Source organism: Aurantimonas sp. DM33-3, assembly GCF_014334315.1.
GTDB lineage: Bacteria > Pseudomonadota > Alphaproteobacteria > Rhizobiales > Rhizobiaceae > Aurantimonas > Aurantimonas coralicida.
In genome coordinates this window covers 1-19333 of record NZ_JACSGS010000023.1, presented here as the reverse complement: position 1 = coordinate 19333, position 19333 = coordinate 1, and the positions used below count along the sequence as shown (strand labels likewise).

Below are 19333 nucleotides of genomic sequence, written 5' to 3'. Positions count from 1 at the left end.
AACCGCGCAAGGGCGATGGCGCGGACGGCTCAGACGGCGCCCAGCACTCTCAGCGTGCCGAGCACCAGACCGTCATGGATCGACACGACCAGCGCGATCTCGACGACGACGGCCGCGAGCAGCGTGGCGCGCCAGCCCAGGAGCCGGGCGATGAAGAAGCCGAGGGTCACGCAGGCCGTGTCGCTCAACGAATTGACGATGCTGTCCCCCGCATAGGCTCCCGGCTGGCTCGTTTCGTTGAACAGCCGGACGACCGGCGGGGTGTTCTCGACGATCTCCCAGACAACGCTTCCCAGAACGACCACCACCAGCTTGGAGCGTGCCGGCCACCCGGGCTTCAGCCCGTCGACGAAGACATAGAGACCCGCCCCGAACAGGACATGCATGAAGGAATAGGGGTCGGTCAGATGCTGGGAATTCGCCACCAGTTCGAAGCTCGACGTCCAGAGGCGCAAGGGCTCCTGCACCGGCACCAGCGGACGCCCGAACAGCCAGAGTGACAGCGCCGCGAGGGCGTTGGCGGCAAGGCACAAGAGCACGCAGAGCGCGAGCGACGGCCGGCCCGCACCTCCGGGTCCGGTGGTGGCGAGCGCATCGAGCGAACTGTCTCTGGCATTCGGATAGGCGAGTTTCATGCCTGCGTGGATATGGGAGGTTCGGCGCAATGGTCACGCCCGATGTGACAGTGTTGCATTCAAGGACGCGTCATTCTCCGGATCTCGGCTGCGAAGCCGCCTTGCACCTCTCGTGATCGGTTGGGAGGCGCCCCGGTCTGCGTCCCGCAGCATGGGCGAAACGCCGCACTCGGCTTTTCATGGGCGTCCGGATGTTTAGCTTTGCCCCGATGAACGACGTCGCCATCCCGGCCGGACAGGCCCCCGCCTCCGCGCGCACGCGCAAACCGGTGCTGCGGCCGTTTCAGGCGGCGATCGGCCTGACGCTGGCGGGCTGCGTTCTGGCGGCATGGATCGCCATCCATGTCGGCGCGGTGTTCTTTCTCGATGTCGGATGGCGCACGCTGCCCCTCGTACCCGTCCTCATCGCCGTCCAGTGCTGGCTGACCGTCGGGCTCTTCATCGTCGCGCATGACGCCATGCACGGCTCGCTCGCCCCCGGCTGGCCACGGCTGAACGCCGGCATCGGCGCCTTCATCCTGACGATCTATGCCGGCTTCGCCTGGCGCCGGGTCCGGGGCGCGCACATGGCCCATCACGACGCGCCGGGCACGGCCGACGATCCAGATTTCTTCGTCGACGAGCCCGACCGCTTCTGGCCCTGGTTCCGCACGTTCTTCCTACGCTATTTCGGCCGGCGCTCGATCCTGTTCGTGTGCACGGTGGTCGCCGTCTACATCCTGGTGCTGGGTGCGCCGGTACTCAACGTCGTCCTGTTCTACGGGCTTCCGTCCCTGCTCTCGTCGCTGCAGCTCTTCTATTTCGGCACGTTCAGGCCGCACCGGCACGAAGAGGACGGCTTCGTCGACGCGCACAATGCGCGTTCCAACGAGTTCGGCTACATCGCCTCGCTGCTCTCCTGCTTCCATTTCGGCTATCACCACGAACACCATGCCGAACCCTGGGTGCCGTGGTGGGGGCTGCCCAGCCAATGGCGGCAGCGCCAGACGTCCTGAGATAGCCAGGCGCCCGGCAGACGTGCCCTGCCGATGCGGCGATGGCCAGCCTCAGCCCGCCGGTCGATACCGGTCGGTGTCGAGCCTTGGCAGGAACCAGGCCAGGAGCCCCGCCAGCGGCAGGAACGAGCAGATGCGGTAGACGGTCTCGATGCCGTAGCTGTCGGCAAGGCCGCCGAGGATCGCCGCAGCGATGCCGCCCAGGCCGAAGTTCAGGCCATAGAACAGGCCGCCGATGAGGCCGATCCGGTTCGGCAGCAACTCCATGGCGTAGATCAGGATCGAGGCGAAGGCGCTGGCCATGACGAGGTTGATCGCGATCGTCAGGACGCCCGTCCAGAACAGATCGGCATAGGGCAGAAGAAGGGTCAGCGGCAGCGGCCCGAGCACCGAGATCCAGATGATCCGGTAGCGGCCGATGCGGTCGCCGACGATCCCGCCGATCAGCGCGCCGGCGGCGGCCGAGATCAGGAAGATGAACAGCATCATCTGCGACTGCGGGATCGACAGGCCGAACCGCTCGATCAGGTAGAAGGTGTAGAACGACCGGAAACTCTCGGCATAGGCGTTCTTGGAGAACATCAGCAGCGTCAGCACCGTCAGGCCGATGGCGATCGTCGCCGTGCCATGCCGCGGCAGGTCGGCATGCTGGCCGGCCAGCGACGCGCGCAGTTCGGAGAAATGCCGGCTGATCGCCGCCTGCTGCCGGCCGATCCAGGTCAGGAGCAGCATGGCCGCCAGCGCCGCGGCGGTGAACCAGGCAAGGCTCGGCTGTCCCAAGGGCACGATGATCAGCGCGGCGAAGACCGGGCCGAGCGCACCGCCCGCCTGACCGCCGACCTGGAAGATGCCCTGCGCCAGCCCCTGCCGTCCGCCGGCCGCATAGCGCGCCATGCGGGTGGCTTCGGGATGGAAGATCGAGGAGCCGATGCCGATCAGCGCCACGGCGAAGAGGATGGCGCCGTAGCTCGTCGCAAAGGCGAGGCCGAGCAGGCCCGACAGGGTGAACATCATCCCCATGACCGGCGAATAGGGCGCCGGGCGCCGGTCCGTATAGAAGCCGACCAGCGGCTGCAGCAGCGAGCCGGCGATCTGGAAGGTCAGCGTGATCATGCCGATCTGCCAGAAATCCAGCCCGTAGCTGCGCTGGATGATCGGATAGATGGCCGGGATCAGCGACTGCATGAGGTCGTTGAGGAGATGCGCGACACCCAGAACGACCAGGACGCCCGTGTAGGTCCGGGGCTTCAGGGACATGGCTGGAGCGGTGTTCATCTCGGGCAATCCGTCATTCGCCGACGCAGGCCGCAACGATTACAGCAAACGGCGGCGGCAGACAGTATCAGATCGTATGCTCCCCTGAATATCGTCGGTGGTGAGAAATCCCGGGCCCGGCTTACGCTTCGTCCGATTCCTCTGCCGCCGGCATCACGGCTGCCAAGCGATCCAGCAGTTCGTTCGCGTGCGCCAGCGGGTCCGTCTCGCCGTCCTCGGGCGCCGGGAAGATCAGCCGGCTCTTCGACCATTTGGCATCGTCGAGCCGGTCTTCGATCCCGGCCTCCTGCAGCACTGCGGACATTGCCGGCGTGAAGCTCAAGGCCGTCGCCTTCGGGCCGTGATCGAGCTTCGCGACCCCGGCCGCGCGGCAGCGAAGCCGGAGTTCGGCCAGCCCGAAATGGGTCAGGAGCGTTGCCGGCATCGGCCCGAACCGGTCCTCGATCTCCACCCGCGACGCGTCGAGGGTCGCGGCATCCGAGACCCGTTCGAGCAGCAGCGCCAGCTCGATCCGCATATCCGGTTCGGGAACGTAGTCGGACGGGATCGTCGCCGGCAGCCCAAGGGCGATCACCGGGCGGACATCGTCCGGCTCCGGCTGGCCCTGCGCCAAAGCGACGGCGCGTTCCAGGATCTTGCGATACAGCCCGATGCCGATCGTCTGGACATGGCCGGCCTGCTCGTCGCCCAGGAGTTCGCCCGTCCCGCGCAGATCGAGGTCGCGCGCGGCGATGTCGAAGCCTGCACCGAGCGTGCTGAATTCCTCCAGCGCCTCGAGCCGGCTTCGGGCGTGCTCCCCGAGCTCCCTGTCCGCTTCGGTGGTCAAAAGGACGTGGCCGCGGCGCGCGCCCCGGCCGACCCGGCCGCGCAACTGGTGCAGTTCGGCCAGACCGAAGCGGTCGGCATGGCACACCACCATGGTGTTGGCGTTGGCGACATCGAGCCCGCTTTCCACGATGGCGGTCGCCAGGAGAACGTCGTGCTCGCCATGGGCGAAGGCCAGCATCGCGTCCTCCACCTCGTCGGGCTTCATCTTGCCGTGCAGCGTGACCGTCGTCTGCTCCGGCACGAGTTCCTGCAGCTTCGCCGCCATCGGCTCGAGATCCTCGATGCGCGGGCAGACGACGAAGCTCTGCCCGCCGCGCGCACGCTCCGCCGCCAGGGCGTCGCGGACCGGGGCGTCGTCGAACGGCCCGACCCGCGTCTTCACCGGGCTTCGCCGGTTGGGCGGGGTCGCGATGATGCTGAGATCGCTCAGCCCGACGAAACCGGACTGGAGGGTGCGCGGGATGGGTGTCGCCGTCATCGTGAGAATATGGACGCCTTCGGCCAGCGTGCGCATCGCGGCCTTCTGCTCGCTGCCGAAGCGCTGTTCCTCGTCGATGATCACCAGCGCCAGATCGTCGAAGGCCAGATCGCCTGAGAGGATGGCGTGGGTCCCGACGATAATCTTCGCGGTCCCGTCCTTCATGGCCGCCCTGGCGGCATCCGCTTCGTCCTTGCCGACAAGGCGCGACAGCCGGACGATCTCGACGCCCTGAGCGCCGAAGCGGGCCGAAAACTCGCGAAAATGCTGCTGGGCCAGAACCGTCGTCGGCGCGATCACCGCAACCTGCCTGCCGGAGAAGACCGCGGCGGCGGCGGCGCGCAGCGCCACCTCCGTCTTGCCGTAGCCGACATCGCCGCAGACCAGGCGCTCCATCGGACGGCCGGACGCCAGATCGTCGAGAACGTCCAGGCACGCATTGTTCTGGTCCGCCGTCAGCTCATAGGCGAAGCGCGCGCAGAACCGCTCGAAGGAGACCCGGTCCGGCACGATCTTCGGCGCCTTCGCCTCGGCCTTCTCCTTGAGCCGTTCGACCATGCGGTCGGCGGTCACCGAAATCGCCCCGAAGATCTCGTCACGGCGCTTCTGCCATGTCCGGCCCTTCAGATCGTCGAGCGTCACGTCGGTGGAGGCACCGCCATAGCGCCAGACCGCGCCGATGTCGGACATCGGCACCAGCAGCGTCTCGTCATTGCGATAGCGCAGGCTCAGGGCCTCGCCTTCGGGGTCACCGCCATTGCCGTTCGGATCGATCGGCACGAGGCCGTCGAGAACCGCGACCCCGTGTTCGATATGGACGACCCGGTCGCCGGTCAGGAAGGTATCGACCTGCGGCGCGAACCCGTCCGACGGGCCGGCAACCGCGGCAGCCGCCTTCTGGCCTTCGAGGTTGCGGAGGCTGATGACGGCGACACCGCTTTCGGCGGTGACGAACCCTTCCGTGATCGGTGCGTCGAAGAGCAGCAGCGACGACGGCGCGGCGTTGCAGATCGCATCCCAGTCCGCGGCCGGCTCGAACGTGCCGTCAAGCGCCGTGCCGGCCTTGCGGGCTGCCGATCGCATGACGCGGCCGTCGGGCCCCGCCAGGACGATGCGGTAGCCGTCGTCGCGCAGCGGCTCCACGAAGGAGGCCAGCGCCTTGTAGGGCTGCCGCTCCGTCGCGAAGACCGGCACGGAATAGTCGGCTTCCAAATCGTCGACGAGCGCCGTCACCCGCTCCGCGACGAGCGTGTCCCAGGTCTCGCGGTCCAGGTGATCGGCGTGAACGGCGTGCCGGTGCGGATCGTCCGCATCGATCCGCTGCAGGGCATCGAAGACCTCGTCGGCGCGGATCTCGGCGCCGGTCTCCAGCACCATGTCCGCATCCTGCAGATAGTCGAAGACCGTCTCGGCCTGTTCGTATTGGCGGCAGAGGAACCGTTCGCTGTCGGGCGCGCCGGTCTGAAGCGTTTCGCCATCGATCTCCTGCCGGCCCGTGGCGCCATCGTCGGCTCCGACGATCTCGCTGGCCGGATCGACGATGAGGCAGTCGGTTTCGGTGACGGAGCGCTGGCTGACCGGATCATAGGAGCGGATCGCGGTCACCACCCCGTCCTCATGCTCGATCCGGCACGGCCGCGGCGCCGCGGCAGGGAAGATCTCCAGCACCTTGCCGCGAAACGCCGCCTCGCCCGGCTCATCGACCCGGTCGTCAAGCCAGTAGCCGAGATGCTGCAGCTTCGCCTGCAGGGCGGTCTGGTCGAGCGTCTCGCCGACCCGGATTTCCAGATGCAGCCCCTCCCAGACCGATTTCGGCGGGACCTTGCGGATCAGCGCCGCCGGGGTGGTGATCAGGACGGAGGGACGCTTCTCCTCGTCGAGAAGCCAGCGCAGCATCGCCATCCTGTTGCCGGCGGTCGCCACCGTCACCGGCAGGCCGTCGCCGGGAAACCCGTCCGGCGCGTCGAGCTCGCAGACCGAGCCGGGGCCCGCGAGGATGCTGGCCAGCGCGAAGATATCGTGCCGGCGCCGGCCGGTCTCGGCGATGTAGATCAGCGGACGCCGGTCGTCCGAGACCCGCCTTGCGATCATGGCGGCGACGACCCCGATGGGATGCAGCGGGAAGACCCGTTTGTTCCCGCTCCTGCGATCCTGGCTCGTCGTCGAATGATGCATGTCCCGCCCTTTGAAAAATCCGCACCATCGAACGGGCGGGAGGGCAAAACGATCCGCGACATATTGCTCCGAATGGCGCACCGCGCGAACGGCGTGTCGATCGATTGGCAGTTGGCACATTCGTGGGAACGCAGGTTGCGAGCCGGACCAACCGCCCTCAGAGCGGGGCGATGGCCAGATCCTGCGCGATGCGATCGAGCTCGGCCCGCAGCGCCGGGTGCAGGGCGATGCCTTCGGCGACGCGCTGCGTGCGCGCCGCCTCGCGTCCGTCGCCGGGCACGCGGACCGCCGGATAGCCCGGCAGCGGCGTGGAGGCGCGCATCTCGGCAAAGACGCGGTTTGCCGTCGCGGTGAAGTCGCCGAGGTCGCCGAAGGCCGCGATGTCGATGGCGGCGACGAACTGGCCCGTATTGGTCGGGCTCTCGGTGTCCTTGGTGAAATCCACCACGTCGGACCCGAAGGCGGCGCCGTTCAGGACGCCCGCCAGAAGCCCGATGACCATGGCGAGACCGTAGCCCTTAGGCCCGCCGATCGGCAGGAGGAACCCCTCGTCCTTCCGGTTCGGGTCGGTCAGCGGCTTGCCGTCGCGGCCGACCATCCAGCCCTCGGGCATCGGCTCGCCCTTCTGGGCCAGGGTCTTGATCTTGCCCATCGCGGCGACGGTGGTCGCCATGTCCAGAACGAAGGGGTCCGCCCCGCCCGGCGTGGCGCAGGCGATGGGGTTCGTGCCGAGAAGCAGGTCGGTGCCGCCATAGGGCGCGACGTGATTGGCGCTGCCGACGGCGGCGCAGATGCCGATCATCCCGGCCTTGGCCTGAGGCCGGACATAGAGGGCGGCGGGCCCGGCATGGTTGCCGCCGCGCACGCCCACCCAGCCGATCCCCGCCTGACTCGCCTTGGTAATCGCCATGTCGCAGGCCTGCGCCATCGCCAGCTGGCCGAGGCCGTTGTCACCATCGATCAGCGCCGTGGCGACGCTCTCGCGCAGGACATGCGGCGCAGCCGCCGGGTTGCAGCCGCCGTCCCCCAGGCGGTTCACATATTGGCGCAGGCGGAACAGGCCATGGGTGTCGTAGCCGAGAAGGTCCGCCTCGACCATCAGGTCGGCCACCGCCCGGGCATCCGCTTCGGGAACCCGGAGGCTGGTGAAGGCGCGGGCGGCGAAATCCGCCAGCGTCGCCCCCGAAACAGGTGCCCCGGTCACACCCTAGCCCTCCGTGACGGTCGAGACCCGTTCCTTGTGCCAGAACACGAAGCGGCGCTGGACCCAGGACACGAAGGCGAAGAGGCCGAGCCCCACGAAGGACAGGTAGAAGATCAGCGAGAACACCCGCGGCGTGTTCAACTGGCTGGCCGCAATGCGGATCAGCTCGCCGAACCCCTTGCCGCCGCCGAGAAACTCGACGGTGATCGCCCCCGCCATCACGCCGACCGAGCCGATCTTCAGACCGGTGAAGATCTGCGGCAGCGCCATCGGCAGCTTCATCTTGGTCAGCGCCTGCCAGCGTGTGGCGCCCATCGTCTTGAACAGGTTGCGGCTGTTGGTGTCGGCGGCATGCAGCCCGGCCGCGGTCCCCACCACGATGGGGAAGGTCGCGATGAAGGCGCCCAGCGCCACCTTGCTGTCGATGTCGAAGCCAAGCCAGGCGACGAAGAGCGGCGCGAAGGCGACCTTGGGCATCGTGTCGATGGCCACGAGATAGGGCATGATCGCCCGTTCCCCGAAAGCCGTCTCGCCAACGATCACGCCGAGGCTGAAGCCGATCGCGATGGCGAGAAGGAAGCCGTAGAACACCTCCTTCAGCGTGATCCAGAGCGCCGGCAGCATGTAGCCGCCGGTCAGGATGTTCTTGCCGACGAAGATCATGTCGGCCAGCGTCTCGCCGGGCGTCGGCAGGATGATCGGGCTGACGAGGCCGAAACGGGTGATGAGGTCCCAGACCAGCACGAAGACCCCGAACACGAACAGCATCTGGATGCTGCGCGGCACGCTGTCCAGCCAGCCGACATGGACCGTCCAGACCGTATCGTCTTCCGCCGTCGGCGCCCGATCGGCGATCCGTTCGAGACCCGTCATATGAATGCCTCCTTGTCCAGACGGCTCCGGATATGTTCGACGATCTCGCCGAATTTCGGCGTCGTCATCATGTCGAGCGTGCGGGGACGGGGCAGGTCGATCTCGACCACTTCGGCAATCCGGCCGGGGCGCGGCTTCATCACATAGACCACGTCCGACAGGATCACCGCTTCCTGGATCGAGTGGGTGACCAGGAAGGCGGTCGCGTTGCGCGACATGCAGATGCGCTGCAGTTCCATGTTCATGAAGTCGCGGGTGAGTTCGTCCAGCGCACTGAACGGCTCGTCGAGCAGCAACACGGCCGGCTCGGTGATCAGCATCCGGCAGATCGAGGCGCGCTGCGCCATGCCGCCGGACAGATCGCCGGGATAGGAATTCTCGAACCCCTTCAGGCCGACGAGCTCCAAGAGTTCGCGGGCCGGCTCCTGCGCAGCCTTGGCGGCCGCCCGTCCGTCGCGGATCTCGATCGGCAACACGATGTTCTGCAGCGTGGTGCGCCAGGGAAACAGGGTCGCCTGCTGGAACATCATGCCGATGTCGCGGCGCGGGCCGGTCACGGGGCGGTCCTGGAGAACCACCCGCCCCGTGGATGGCGGGATCAATCCCGACATGATCTTCAGCAAGGTCGACTTGCCGCAACCACTGGACCCGATCACGGCCGAGAAGCTGCCCCGGGTCAGGGTCAGATTGACCCCTTCCAGTGCCGTGATCGCATTGCGGGCGTAGGTCTTGCCCACGTTTCGGAGCTGATAGACGAGCTCGCTATGGCTCTCCGTCGGCTCGATCAGGGTTGCGGCAGCCTGCATTACTGTGCGCTCCCGTTGACCTTCATCGTGAAGTCATTGGTGTACGCTTCGGTCAGGTCGGCCAGCGGCTCGGCCATTTCACCACCGGTGACCTGGACCTCCTGCCATTCTTCCCAGACTTCGGGCGGCTGGTAGCCGAGGCCCTTGGACTGGTCGACCGGGACGGTCTTGCTGCGCACCGCATCGAACAGGGCCGCGGCGAAGTCGCGATCCTCGCTCTCCTGCGGATTGCCGGCCGCCATGTGCTCCAGCACCTTGTCGCGGTTGGCATCGTCGACCGCGAAGACATGCCCCTTGTGGATCGCCCGCACGAACTTCTCGACGAGCTCCGGATCGTCGCGGATCAACTCGCCTGTCGTGGCGAAGCCGTTGCCGAAGAAGCGCGCGTATTCCGGCGGGGTGATGTCGCGCACCGCCTGCCCGCGCTGGTTCAGGATCGCGGCATCCGCGGTCGAGGACGAATAGGCCGCGATGGCATCCTGCGAAAAGGCCGCGACGGCCGGTCCGCCATCGCCGACGGTCAGGAAGGTATAGTCGGTGCCTTCGGTCAGGCCCGAGCCCGACAGTACGTTGCGGGCAAATCCGACCTCGGCCCCATCCGCGGTGCCGGTGCCGACGACCTTGCCCTTCAGCTCTTCGGGCGCCTGGATCTCGCTGGCTTCCGGCACGACGATGCCGAAATTGGAGCGGGCGGCGAAATTGTAGATGAACACCACGTCGACGCCGCGGCTGCGGGCGGCGAGGACCGGTCCCGGACCCGGCCGGCCGAACTGGGCCTGGCCCGAGGACAGGGCCTGCAGGACGGCGCCGGAGCCGTTGATCGCCTCGACCGAGACGTCGAGGCCTTCCTCCGCGAAATATCCCTCGCCGATGGCGACGAACACGTTGAACGAATTGATGGCGGAGGGGCTGGGCTGGACGAAGGTGACCTTCGTCATGTCCTGTGCGGATGCGGGCCCTGCCATGGCCAGCGGTGTCGCCGCCATGGCCCCGGCCAAGAGCGCTGTGAAGATTCGTCTGTTCAGCATGTCATTCCTCCCAGAATGTTAGATGCGCAGTCTCCTACCTCCAGCTCTGTCGGCCGGTTGGTTCATGCAGGGCGGACCGTGTTGGTCAGACGCCCAATTCCATCGATTTCGCAGACCACCTCGTCGCCATCCGTCAGGAAGCGGGGCGGCTCCATGGCATAGCCGACGCCCGACGGCGTGCCAGTCGCCAGGACATCGCCCGGCTCCAGCGTCAGCCCTTCCGAGAGGGACGCGATCAGCGCGGGAATGTCGAAGATCATCTGCGCCGTCGTGCTGTTCTGGCGGCGCTCGCCATTCACGAACAGCCGCAGGCCGGTGTTCTGCGGGTCGGGAAGTTCCTCCTTCGTCACCACCACCGGCCCCATCGGGCAGGACCCGTCGAGTCCCTTCCCCTTGAAGTACTGCCCGCCATGTCGGCGCTGCACGTCGCGCGCGGTGACGTCGTTGAGGATGGTGTAGCCGAAGACGTGCGCGTAGGCGTCGTCCCTGGCGATGTCACGGCCCGCCTTGCCGATGATGACCGCAAGCTCGACCTCGTAGTCGATATGGGTCGAGACATGGGGAAACAGCGGAATGGTCGCGCCCTCCCCGATCACCGCCGTCCTCGGCTTGGTGAAGAAGACCGGTACCTCGGTGACGTTCACGACGGCGTTCTGCGCCCGCGCGCCCTCGGCGATGTGCTCGGCGTAATTGCGCCCGACACAGAAGACGTTCTTTTCCGGACGCGGCAGCGGCGCGAGCAGGTCCGCATCGCCCGGCGCAACGATCAGGGCCGCAAGCGCCGCCTCGCCGGCCTCGGCTGCGGAAACCAGCTGGGCGAGGGCCGCCAGCGCCGCATCCCCGCCCTCGATCAGCGCCTGGAGGCGTCCGTCCAGCAGCGCCGGCTCGCTCGATCCCGTCGCCGCGGCGGCGGCCGCCACCGGCAGATACCCCCCGGCGGGCATCTCCACCGCGCAGGCCGGTCCCGAAGAGAGCTTGATCGTAGCAAGGCGCATTGGTTCAGATGTCCATCGTTTTGAAGGCGTACAGGCAGTTGGCGATGTCACGTTGCCGGACAGGCGACCACCGGATGAAAAGGCGCCATGTCACGGCGAATACACAGCAATTACAGTGTGTCGGACCCTGTTGACCGGCCCGGCGGGCGTCTGACTTGACGAAGCGATGCTAGCAGGTTTTCTGGCGCCGGATAGTTTTCGCATTTAACCAATGCGACAATTGGTCTAGCATCGCGCCATGATCACCGTGTCCCTGGCCGAGCAGATCAAGCAGTACATCGCCGAGCGGCGCTTCCGTCACAACGAACGGCTGCCACCGGAGCGCGAGCTGAGCCGGGAGTTCGGCGTCACGCGCGGCGAGTTGCGCAAGGCCCTGGCCGAGTTGGAAAGTGATGGCCTGATCTGGCGGCATGTCGGCCGCGGCACCTTCATCGGCGCGCGCTCCGTCCTGAACCTCGCCGACATGGCCTATCTGGGCGAACTGGCGAGCCCGGCCCAGGTGATCGCCGCACGCCTTGCGGTCGAGCCGGAACTGGCGCGGCTCGCGGCGGTCCACGGAACGCGGTCGGATTTCGAGGAAATCGATGCCTGCCGGGTCCGCTGTCGTACAGCGTCGGACTGGCGCAGCTACGAGGCGTGGGACAACAAGCTCCACCACGCCGTCGCCAAGGCGACCCACAACAAGCTGCTCATCCACCTGTTCGACATGTTGAACGTGGTGCGGCGGTCGACGGTGTGGGGACAGCCGCGCACGACCAGCCTGCCGTCCCGCGACCACAAGAGTTTCCCGGAACACGACGCAATTTGCGCGGCTATCGAGGCCCGGGATGCCAATGGCGCCGCGCAGTGCATGCGCGCCCATCTCGATTCCGTGCGCGACCGGGTGCTGCCGGCCATTTCGGGCCGACAGCCGGTCTGAGACAGGCTCAGACGACGGTGACTTTCAGGTCGCCAACGCCGGCGACATGGCATTCCATGACGTCGCCCTTGACCACGGCGCCGACGCCCGAGGGCGTGCCGGTCATGATGACGTCGCCGGCCGCGAGCTCGAAATAATCCGACAGGTAGGAGATCATCTCGGGCACCTTCCAGATCATCTGGTTCAGGTCCCCGGTCTGCTTTGCCTCGCCATTCACCTTGAGCTCGACCAGGCCGGACGCAGGATGCCCGACCTCCGACACCGGGCGCAGTGCGCTGACCGGGGCCGAGGCCTCGAACGCCTTGCCGATTTCCCAGGGGCGGCCCATTTTCTTGGCCTCGCCCTGCAGGTCGCGCCGCGTCATGTCGAGGCCCACGCCATAGCCCCAGACGTGATCGAGCGCGGCATCCACCGGGATGTTCACGCCGCCAGACTTCAGTGCCACGACCATCTCGATCTCGTGGTGCACGTCCTCGGACTTGGGCGGATACGGGAAACTGTCGCCGACCGTCAGATTGTTCGGGTTCTTCTGGAAGAAGAACGGCGGCTCCCGGTCCGGATCATGCCCCATCTCGATGGCATGGGCGGCGTAGTTGCGGCCGATGCAATAGACGCGGCGAACGGGGAACTCCGCGTCCGACCCTTCGATCGGAAGGGTGACGACCGGGGGCGGATTGATCGCGTAGTTCGGCATGAAGACGGCTCTCCTTGAAGCAACGATGTCCTTGCATCCCAGATTCCACCCGGCTAATCAATCGAAATCAATCCGCGTTTAGCGAACCAATAGAGACCGTTTTGGCCATGCTCGACGATTCCAGCCCGCCGTCACAGCGTGCGGATGCCCCGGATGCGCAATTGTCGGGCCAGTCGGCACTGGCGCAATTGCGCGCCTTCATCGCCGACCGCGGACTGCAGCCGGGCCAGCGCCTGCCGCCCGAACGGGTCCTGTGCGTCGAACTCGGACTGAAGCGCAGCGATCTGCGCCAGGCGCTGGGCGTGCTGGAGCAGGAAAACCGGCTGTGGCGGCATGTCGGCAAGGGCACCTTCCTGACCGATCAGGAGCCCGATGATTCCGCCGGCCCCTTCGACCAGCTGGCCCGCAAGGTCAGCCCCGCCGACGTGATGCGCGCCAGGGCGGCGCTGGAGCCGGCGATCGCCCGCGACGCGGCGCTGCATGCCTCGGCCTCGGCGATCGGCCGGCTGCAACTGACGACGGACCGCACGCGGCAGGCCGCGACATGGCGGGAATACGAGGCGCTGGACAATGAGTTCCACCGCCAGATCGCCGAGGCCAGCGGCTCGACCACGCTTCTGGCGCTGTTCGACCAGTTGAACACCCTGCGGCGCATGGTCTCCTGGGGCCGCGTGGTGCGCGAGGGCCCGCGCCCGCCGGCCGAGCACGGCAGCTTTGCCGAACACGACCGCGTCGTCGACGCCATCGCCCAGCGCAGCCCCGACGCCGCCCAGAACGCCATGCGGACGCATCTGCGCTCCGTCGAAGACCGCCTGCTGCGCTAGCCGATCGGGGCCGGCGCAGCCCGGGAGCTGACGTCTGGTGAAACTCGGCTTCGACCGTGACGGCGCCGAACGCCGCGTCAGTGATCTGACCGATCGCTACGAGGACGGCTGGGCCTTCCAGTCGAAGCCGCATCTGCGTCGACGGCCCGAACCGGATGCGGTGTCCTGAGTTGGCTGGGTCATCAGCTTTGACGCAATTATCCAGTCAGTCGGTTGGGATCCACTGCCATGTCGTCGACCGCGGATCGGGGCAGGCTCAAACGGGTGGTGATCCAACTGCCATCGATACCGAAAGGGCTAAACGCCCCTATTACTTCCTCAAACGCCGTTTGCCGTTGCGCTGATTCTCCCGACGCAACGACGGTCCAACGCTGGTGGTCGCTGGCAGCGTGGAAATTTTTTCCGGCGCAGGTCTTGGGCGGCCCGAAGCTTCCTGAGTGAGGGCACGTCACTCGTCAGCCCTGCGGCTGATCGCCACCTCGGTGACCGACGGCCCGCTCCTCGCGCAGTCGATCCACCACAAAGCTCGGCGATGCCTGCGTCCGTTATCGCCATAGCGAGTGCTTTCTGGAGGATCTAAATGCAGTCATCCTCGAGCGAGCTGGCTGCGAGTTGGGAACGCGAGGCAACGTCCTGTAGCATCGATCCTGATCCCGCTTGGTTTGCTTCCACGAAAGACCCCTTCTTGAACGATCCTGCAACCACCTTGACGGTCCGCGCCCTCGCCAAGTCGGTGCCGGGCCGGCGGCGTCTCTTCGCCGATCTCGACCTTGCCGTCGCGGCGGGAGAGCTGGTGGCGATTGTGGGCGAGTCCGGCGTTGGCAAGTCGACGCTGCTGAACATCATCGCCGGACTCGACGGCAGCGATGTAGGGGAAGTTTCGATCGAGGGCGTGGCGCTGTGCGCGCTCGACGAGACGCAGCGGACGCGGTTGCGGCGCGAGCGCATGGGCTTCGTGTTCCAGGCCTTCCATATCCTTCCCTATCTGACGCTGCGCCAGAACGTCGCCTTGCCGCTGGCCCTCGTTTCCGCCGACGCCGCGACGATCGACGCACGCGCCGACGAGATGCTCGACGCGGTCGGCCTCGGCGAGCGCGGCGATGGCTATGCGCGCGACCTCTCCGGCGGAGAGATGCAGCGGGTCGCGATCGCGCGTGCGTTGGTGCATCGGCCGGCGCTGATCCTTGCAGACGAGCCGACTGGCAATCTCGATCCCGATACGGCTGGCAAGGTGCTCGCGCTCTTCGCGAACGCCGTGCGGCAGGGCGGCGCGGCTGGGGTTATCGTCACCCATTCCCGGACCACTGCCCGGATCGCCGATCGCGTCCTGACGCTGACCGCCGAAGGGCTCGTGGAACGCCATGACGACTAGCACGGATCTTGTCTCCGCCCGCCTGGCGCTCAGATGGCTCATCCTCGGCGAAGCGCGCGCCCATCCGGCGCGCTTCCTCGGCACGATGATCGCCATCGCCGTCGGGGTCGCGCTCGGCTTTGCGATCCACCTGATCAACGGATCGGCGCTCGCCTCCTTCGACGGCGCCGTGCGCAGCGTCAACGGCGCGGCCGACCTACAGGTGCGCGCGGCAAGCCCACTTGGCTTCGACGAGATGCTCTATCCGCGGATCCTCGATACCGTCGGTGTCCGGGATGCAAGCCCCGTCGTTGCGCTCGAGGTGCAAGCTGGCGAAGCGCGCTTGACGCTGCTCGGGCTCGACATTCTCCGCGCAGCCGCCGTGACGCCGAGCCTCGTCGGCCAGCAATCGGGCGGACCCGACACCGGCAGTGCCAATGTCTTCGACGAGCGCGCCCTGTTCGTCTCGCGCGCCGTGCTGGATGTGACCGGCCGCGCGGTCGGGGATATGCTGGCCGTCAGCGCCAACGGCCGCTCAGTGGAATTGGTCATCGCCGGGATTCTGCCCGCCGTCGCGGACGGGCAGGCGATCGCCGTCATGGACATCGCCGCCGCGCAATGGCGTTTCGACAGGCTCGGTAGCCTCGACCGTGTCGATCTCAGCCTCGCTGACCGGGGGGCGGCCGAGCGATCCCTTTCGCAATGGCTGCCGGGCGATGTCGTCCTGGGAAGCGACGAGACCGAACTCACCCAGGGAAGCGCCCTGTCGCGCGCCTACCGCGTCAATCTCGACATGCTGGCCCTGGTGGCGCTCGTCACCGGCGGCTTTCTCGTCTTCTCGGCGCAGTCGCTGTCGGTGGCGCGGCGGCTTCGCGCCTTTGCGCTGGTGCGCACACTCGGCCTGCCCCGCCGCGGCATCGTCGCGGTGGTGGCGCTGGAAGGCCTTGCGATCGGCATCGTCGGCGCGCTGCTCGGCCTTGGCCTCGGGGCAGCACTTGCCACCTTCACGCTGCGCTGGTTCGGCGGCGATCTCGGCGCGGGCTACTTCCGGGACGGCGATGTGCGCATCGTCTTCCAGCCGCTTGCTGCCACCGTGTTCTTCGCGCTCGGCATTGCCGCCGCCATGCTCGGCAGCATACTGCCCGCCCGTGCCGCTTCGCAGGCAGCGCCCGCCCCCGCGCTGAAGAACAGCGGCGACATGCTCGACCCGCGCTCGGACGTGCCGTTCCTGCCGGCGCTCGTGCTGATCGCTGCCGGTGCGCTGTCGGCCCTGCTGCCGCCCGCCGGCGGCCTGCCGATATTCGGCTTCATTGGCATCGCGCTGCTTCTGGCTGGCGGCGTCGCGGGCGTGCCTTGGCTGGCGCGCCGGCTCTTGGCCCCGCTGGCCGTGCGCCGGACCACCAGCGTGCCGTTCCTTCTCAGTGTCCGCCATGTGCACGGCGCCCCTGCCGAGGCGGCGACGGCGCTCTGCGGCATCGTCGCCAGCACCGCGCTGGTGATCGCGATGGCAACGATGGTCACGAGCTTCCGGGGGGCGGTGGACGATTGGCTGGTCGAGGTGCTGTCGTCCGATCTCTATCTGCGCGCCGAGGGCAGCGCTGGCTTCGATCCTGCGCTTCAGGTCCGGCTGGCAGGCGTGCCGGGCGTCGCCGGCCTTGCTTTCAGCCGCCAGATCCCGCTGACGCTCTCACCCGATCAGCCGCCCGTCGCCCTGATCGCTCGTTCCGTCGACGGGCAGAGCCCGGAGGGGTCGCTCGTCCTGCTTGAGGAAGCCCCGGCGCAGCTTCCGGGATCGATCCCGGTGTGGGTGTCCGAGCCGGCTGCCCGCATCTACGGCTGGCGCGTCGGCGATACGGTAGACCTGCCCATCGGCGATGGAGAAGCGTTCACGGTTTCCGGGATCTGGCGTGACTATTCCCGCCAGCAGGGCGCGCTCGTGATCCACGGCGAGAATTATACCAGCCTCACCGGCGACACGGAACGCGACGAGGCGGCCGTGACGATCGATCCCGGAGCCGACCCGGACACTGTCGGCCGCGCGCTTGTCGACGCACTTCCCGCCGAGCTGCGATCCTCGGTCTCGATCGCCCAGCCCGCGACGCTACGCCGCTTCGCGCTGGAGCTGTTCGACCGCAGCTTCGCCGTCACCTATGTGCTTCAGGCGGTGGCGATCCTCGTCGGCCTCGCGGGTGTGGCCGCGACGATGTCCTCGCAGACAATCGGAAGGGTCCGTGAGTTCGGCATGTTGGCCCATCTCGGCCTGGAGAAACGGCAGATCATGGCGATGCTGGGTATCGAAGGCGCGTTGCTCGGTACCATCGGCGGCGTCGCCGGCGTGTTGCTCGGAGGCGCGCTCAGCCAAATTCTGATCCACGTCATCAACCCGCAATCGTTCAACTGGACGATGGCGACGATCGTGCCGGTCGGCACGATCGTCGCCGTCTTCGCCGCACTCGTCTTTGCCGCGTCCGTCACCGCCATCCTGGCGGGGCGGCGGGCGACCGCAACGGACGCTGTGCTCGCCGTCCGGGAGGACTGGTGATGCGCTGGCTCGCCGCGATCCTCGCGCTCCTCCTCGGCGCCACGGTGGCGGTCCGGGCCGACAGCCAATTCGCCCGGGTGCAGCCCGGCGTCGCCCTTGCCTTCCCGGGCGATCACGGCGCGCATCCGGACTTCCGCCTCGAATGGTGGTACGTCACCGGCTGGCTGACCACCGAAGAGGGACGCGAACTCGGCTTCCAGGTGACGTTCTTCCGCAGCCGGCCAGAGGTTGATCCGGCCAATCCCAGCCGTTTCGCGCCCGCCCAGGTGCTGTTCGCCCATGCCGCCCTGTCGGACCCGGATGTTGGCCATCTCCTGCACGGAGAGCTGGCCGCGCGCGCCGGTTTTGGCATCGCCGAGGCGCCCACCGGTGATGCCGCCGTCGTCTTGCGCGACTGGAGCCTTGAACGCGAACCGGACGGGCGCTTCACCACCGAGGTGTCGACGCCCGACTTCGCTCTCGCTTTGACGCTTACCCCGACGCAGGAGATCTTCCTGCAAGGGGACAAGGGCTACAGCCGCAAGGGGCCGGACCCCGACGATGCCAGCCACTATTACTCCATGCCTCATTTGGAAGTCGCCGGGACGTTGACGCGCGAGGGAGCGGCATTGAGCGTTACCGGCACGGCATGGCTCGATCGCGAGTGGTCCCCCAACTTCCTTTCGCCCGGGGCGGTCGGCTGGGAATGGGTCGGCCTCAATCTCGACGACGGCGGCGCGCTGGTCGCCTTCCGCATCCGCGATCGCGACAACCGGACGGTCTGGGCCGGGGGCTCGCTGCGCCGTCCGGACGGCAGCGTTACCCGCTTGGCGCCCGGCGACGTGACCTTCACCGCCGTCCGGCGCTGGCGCTCGCCCCGCACCGATGCGCTCTATCCCGTCGAACAGATCCTGACGCTGCGTCTGCCGGAGGGCGAGCGCAGCTTCCAGTTGTCGCCGCTGTTCGAGGACCAGGAACTCGATGGCCGCGCCACCGGCCTGCCGGTCTACTGGGAGGGCGCCGTCCGCACACCCGGCGGGAAAGGCTACCTTGAGCTTACCGGATATACTTCGCCGTTGTCGTTGTTGTTTGATCCCGGGTTTTGATGGTGCAGTCTTTTCGCAGGGATGGAAGGATGCGCTATGGTCCAAGTTCTTCATGGATGCGCCACGACGACAGAGGCGGTCCGTCGAGCGATACAGCATAGTCAAGAGAGCCTGAGGGCTCTGGCGCAGCGCTACGGAATCAACCAGAAGACCGTCGCGAAATGGAAGCAGCGGACCTCGGTCGCCGACCTGCCGACCGGACCTAAGGCCCCGAGATCCAGCGTTCTGACACCCGAGGAAGAGGCAATCATCGTCGCCTTCCGCAGACACACCTTGTTGCCGCTCGACGACTGCCTCTACGCCTTGCAGGCGACGATCCCCCACCTGACCCGCTCATCGCTTCACCGTTGCCTTCAGCGCAACTGCATCTCCCGCCTTCCCGATGTCGAAGGTGACAAGCCGGCAAAGAAGAAGTTCAAGGCCTACCCGATCGGCTTCTTCCACATTGACATTGCCGACGTGCAGACGGCGGAAGGCAAGCTGCATCTGTATGTCGGCATCGATTGGTCTGCCCCCACTGAAGTGGTCCTCCCTGAAGTATGGTTTTTCAGCCATTGGAGGACGAGAGCATGCCGCAGAAGAAGCACAAGCCTGAAGAGATCGTCGCGAAGCTGCGGCAGGTCGAT

The 19333-nt window shown here is 67.2% G+C and carries 16 protein-coding genes and 1 pseudogene; 8 read left to right on the top strand and 9 right to left on the bottom strand.

Annotated features, from left to right (window positions below):
• Positions 1-29: 29 nt before the first annotated feature.
• On the bottom strand, positions 30-635 hold the full coding sequence (locus H9Q09_RS20780; RefSeq protein ID WP_187392637.1) for a DUF2585 family protein: 606 nt from the start codon (positions 633-635) through the stop codon (positions 30-32).
• A gap of 191 nt (positions 636-826) precedes the next feature.
• Here H9Q09_RS20780 and H9Q09_RS20775 point away from each other — a divergent pair, with 191 nt between their 5' ends.
• Positions 827-1630, top strand: coding sequence for a fatty acid desaturase (locus H9Q09_RS20775; RefSeq protein WP_210315453.1), 804 nt, complete (start codon positions 827-829; stop codon positions 1628-1630).
• A gap of 51 nt (positions 1631-1681) precedes the next feature.
• Here H9Q09_RS20775 and H9Q09_RS20770 read toward each other — a convergent pair whose 3' ends face one another.
• From H9Q09_RS20770 to H9Q09_RS20740, 7 genes are all read right to left on the bottom strand, one after another.
• The gene (locus H9Q09_RS20770; protein ID WP_187392636.1) at positions 1682-2905 is read right to left on the bottom strand and encodes an MFS transporter; all 1224 of its coding nucleotides are present in this window, start codon (positions 2903-2905) and stop codon (positions 1682-1684) included.
• Between the two features lie 121 nt (positions 2906-3026).
• A complete protein-coding gene (locus H9Q09_RS20765) occupies positions 3027-6386 on the bottom strand; it encodes a DEAD/DEAH box helicase (RefSeq protein ID WP_187392635.1) in 3360 nt (1119 codons plus the stop codon).
• A gap of 157 nt (positions 6387-6543) precedes the next feature.
• Positions 6544-7590: an Ldh family oxidoreductase gene (locus H9Q09_RS20760; protein ID WP_187392634.1), complete on the bottom strand. Its 1047-nt coding sequence runs from the start codon at positions 7588-7590 to the stop codon at positions 6544-6546.
• 3 nt (positions 7591-7593) lie between these two features.
• Complete coding sequence (locus tag H9Q09_RS20755; protein ID WP_187392633.1) at positions 7594-8463, bottom strand: ABC transporter permease; 870 nt, start codon at positions 8461-8463, stop codon at positions 7594-7596.
• A complete protein-coding gene (locus tag H9Q09_RS20750; RefSeq protein ID WP_024349185.1) occupies positions 8460-9269 on the bottom strand; it encodes an ABC transporter ATP-binding protein in 810 nt (269 codons plus the stop codon). Before H9Q09_RS20750 ends, H9Q09_RS20755 begins: the two co-directional genes overlap by 4 nt.
• Positions 9269-10297, bottom strand: coding sequence for an ABC transporter substrate-binding protein (locus tag H9Q09_RS20745; protein WP_187392632.1), 1029 nt, complete (start codon positions 10295-10297; stop codon positions 9269-9271). Before H9Q09_RS20745 ends, H9Q09_RS20750 begins: the two co-directional genes overlap by 1 nt.
• A gap of 62 nt (positions 10298-10359) precedes the next feature.
• Positions 10360-11292, bottom strand: coding sequence for a fumarylacetoacetate hydrolase family protein (locus H9Q09_RS20740; RefSeq protein WP_187392631.1), 933 nt, complete (start codon positions 11290-11292; stop codon positions 10360-10362).
• A 238-nt stretch (positions 11293-11530) separates the two neighbouring features.
• On the opposite strand from H9Q09_RS20740, the gene H9Q09_RS20735 reads away from it, so the two are divergent.
• A complete protein-coding gene (locus H9Q09_RS20735) occupies positions 11531-12211 on the top strand; it encodes a FadR/GntR family transcriptional regulator (protein ID WP_024349188.1) in 681 nt (226 codons plus the stop codon).
• Positions 12212-12218: 7 nt separating this feature from the next.
• Here H9Q09_RS20735 and H9Q09_RS20730 read toward each other — a convergent pair whose 3' ends face one another.
• A complete protein-coding gene (locus H9Q09_RS20730; protein WP_187392630.1) occupies positions 12219-12905 on the bottom strand; it encodes a fumarylacetoacetate hydrolase family protein in 687 nt (228 codons plus the stop codon).
• Positions 12906-13012: 107 nt separating this feature from the next.
• Here H9Q09_RS20730 and H9Q09_RS20725 point away from each other — a divergent pair, with 107 nt between their 5' ends.
• From H9Q09_RS20725 to H9Q09_RS20705, 6 genes and pseudogenes are all read left to right on the top strand, one after another.
• The gene (locus H9Q09_RS20725) at positions 13013-13729 is read left to right on the top strand and encodes an FCD domain-containing protein (protein ID WP_187392629.1); all 717 of its coding nucleotides are present in this window, start codon (positions 13013-13015) and stop codon (positions 13727-13729) included.
• 37 nt (positions 13730-13766) lie between these two features.
• The gene (locus H9Q09_RS22720) at positions 13767-13898 is read left to right on the top strand and encodes a hypothetical protein (protein WP_281414931.1); all 132 of its coding nucleotides are present in this window, start codon (positions 13767-13769) and stop codon (positions 13896-13898) included.
• A 537-nt stretch (positions 13899-14435) separates the two neighbouring features.
• On the top strand, positions 14436-15101 hold the full coding sequence (locus tag H9Q09_RS20720; protein WP_246716261.1) for an ABC transporter ATP-binding protein: 666 nt from the start codon (positions 14436-14438) through the stop codon (positions 15099-15101).
• A gap of 85 nt (positions 15102-15186) precedes the next feature.
• Positions 15187-17622: an FtsX-like permease family protein gene (locus H9Q09_RS20715; RefSeq protein ID WP_246716260.1), complete on the top strand. Its 2436-nt coding sequence runs from the start codon at positions 15187-15189 to the stop codon at positions 17620-17622.
• The gene (locus H9Q09_RS20710; RefSeq protein WP_187392626.1) at positions 17622-18707 is read left to right on the top strand and encodes a carotenoid 1,2-hydratase; all 1086 of its coding nucleotides are present in this window, start codon (positions 17622-17624) and stop codon (positions 18705-18707) included. Before H9Q09_RS20715 ends, H9Q09_RS20710 begins: the two co-directional genes overlap by 1 nt.
• A 36-nt stretch (positions 18708-18743) precedes the next feature.
• Positions 18744-19333 (top strand): annotated as a pseudogene (locus H9Q09_RS20705) (hypothetical protein); the annotation flags it as partial.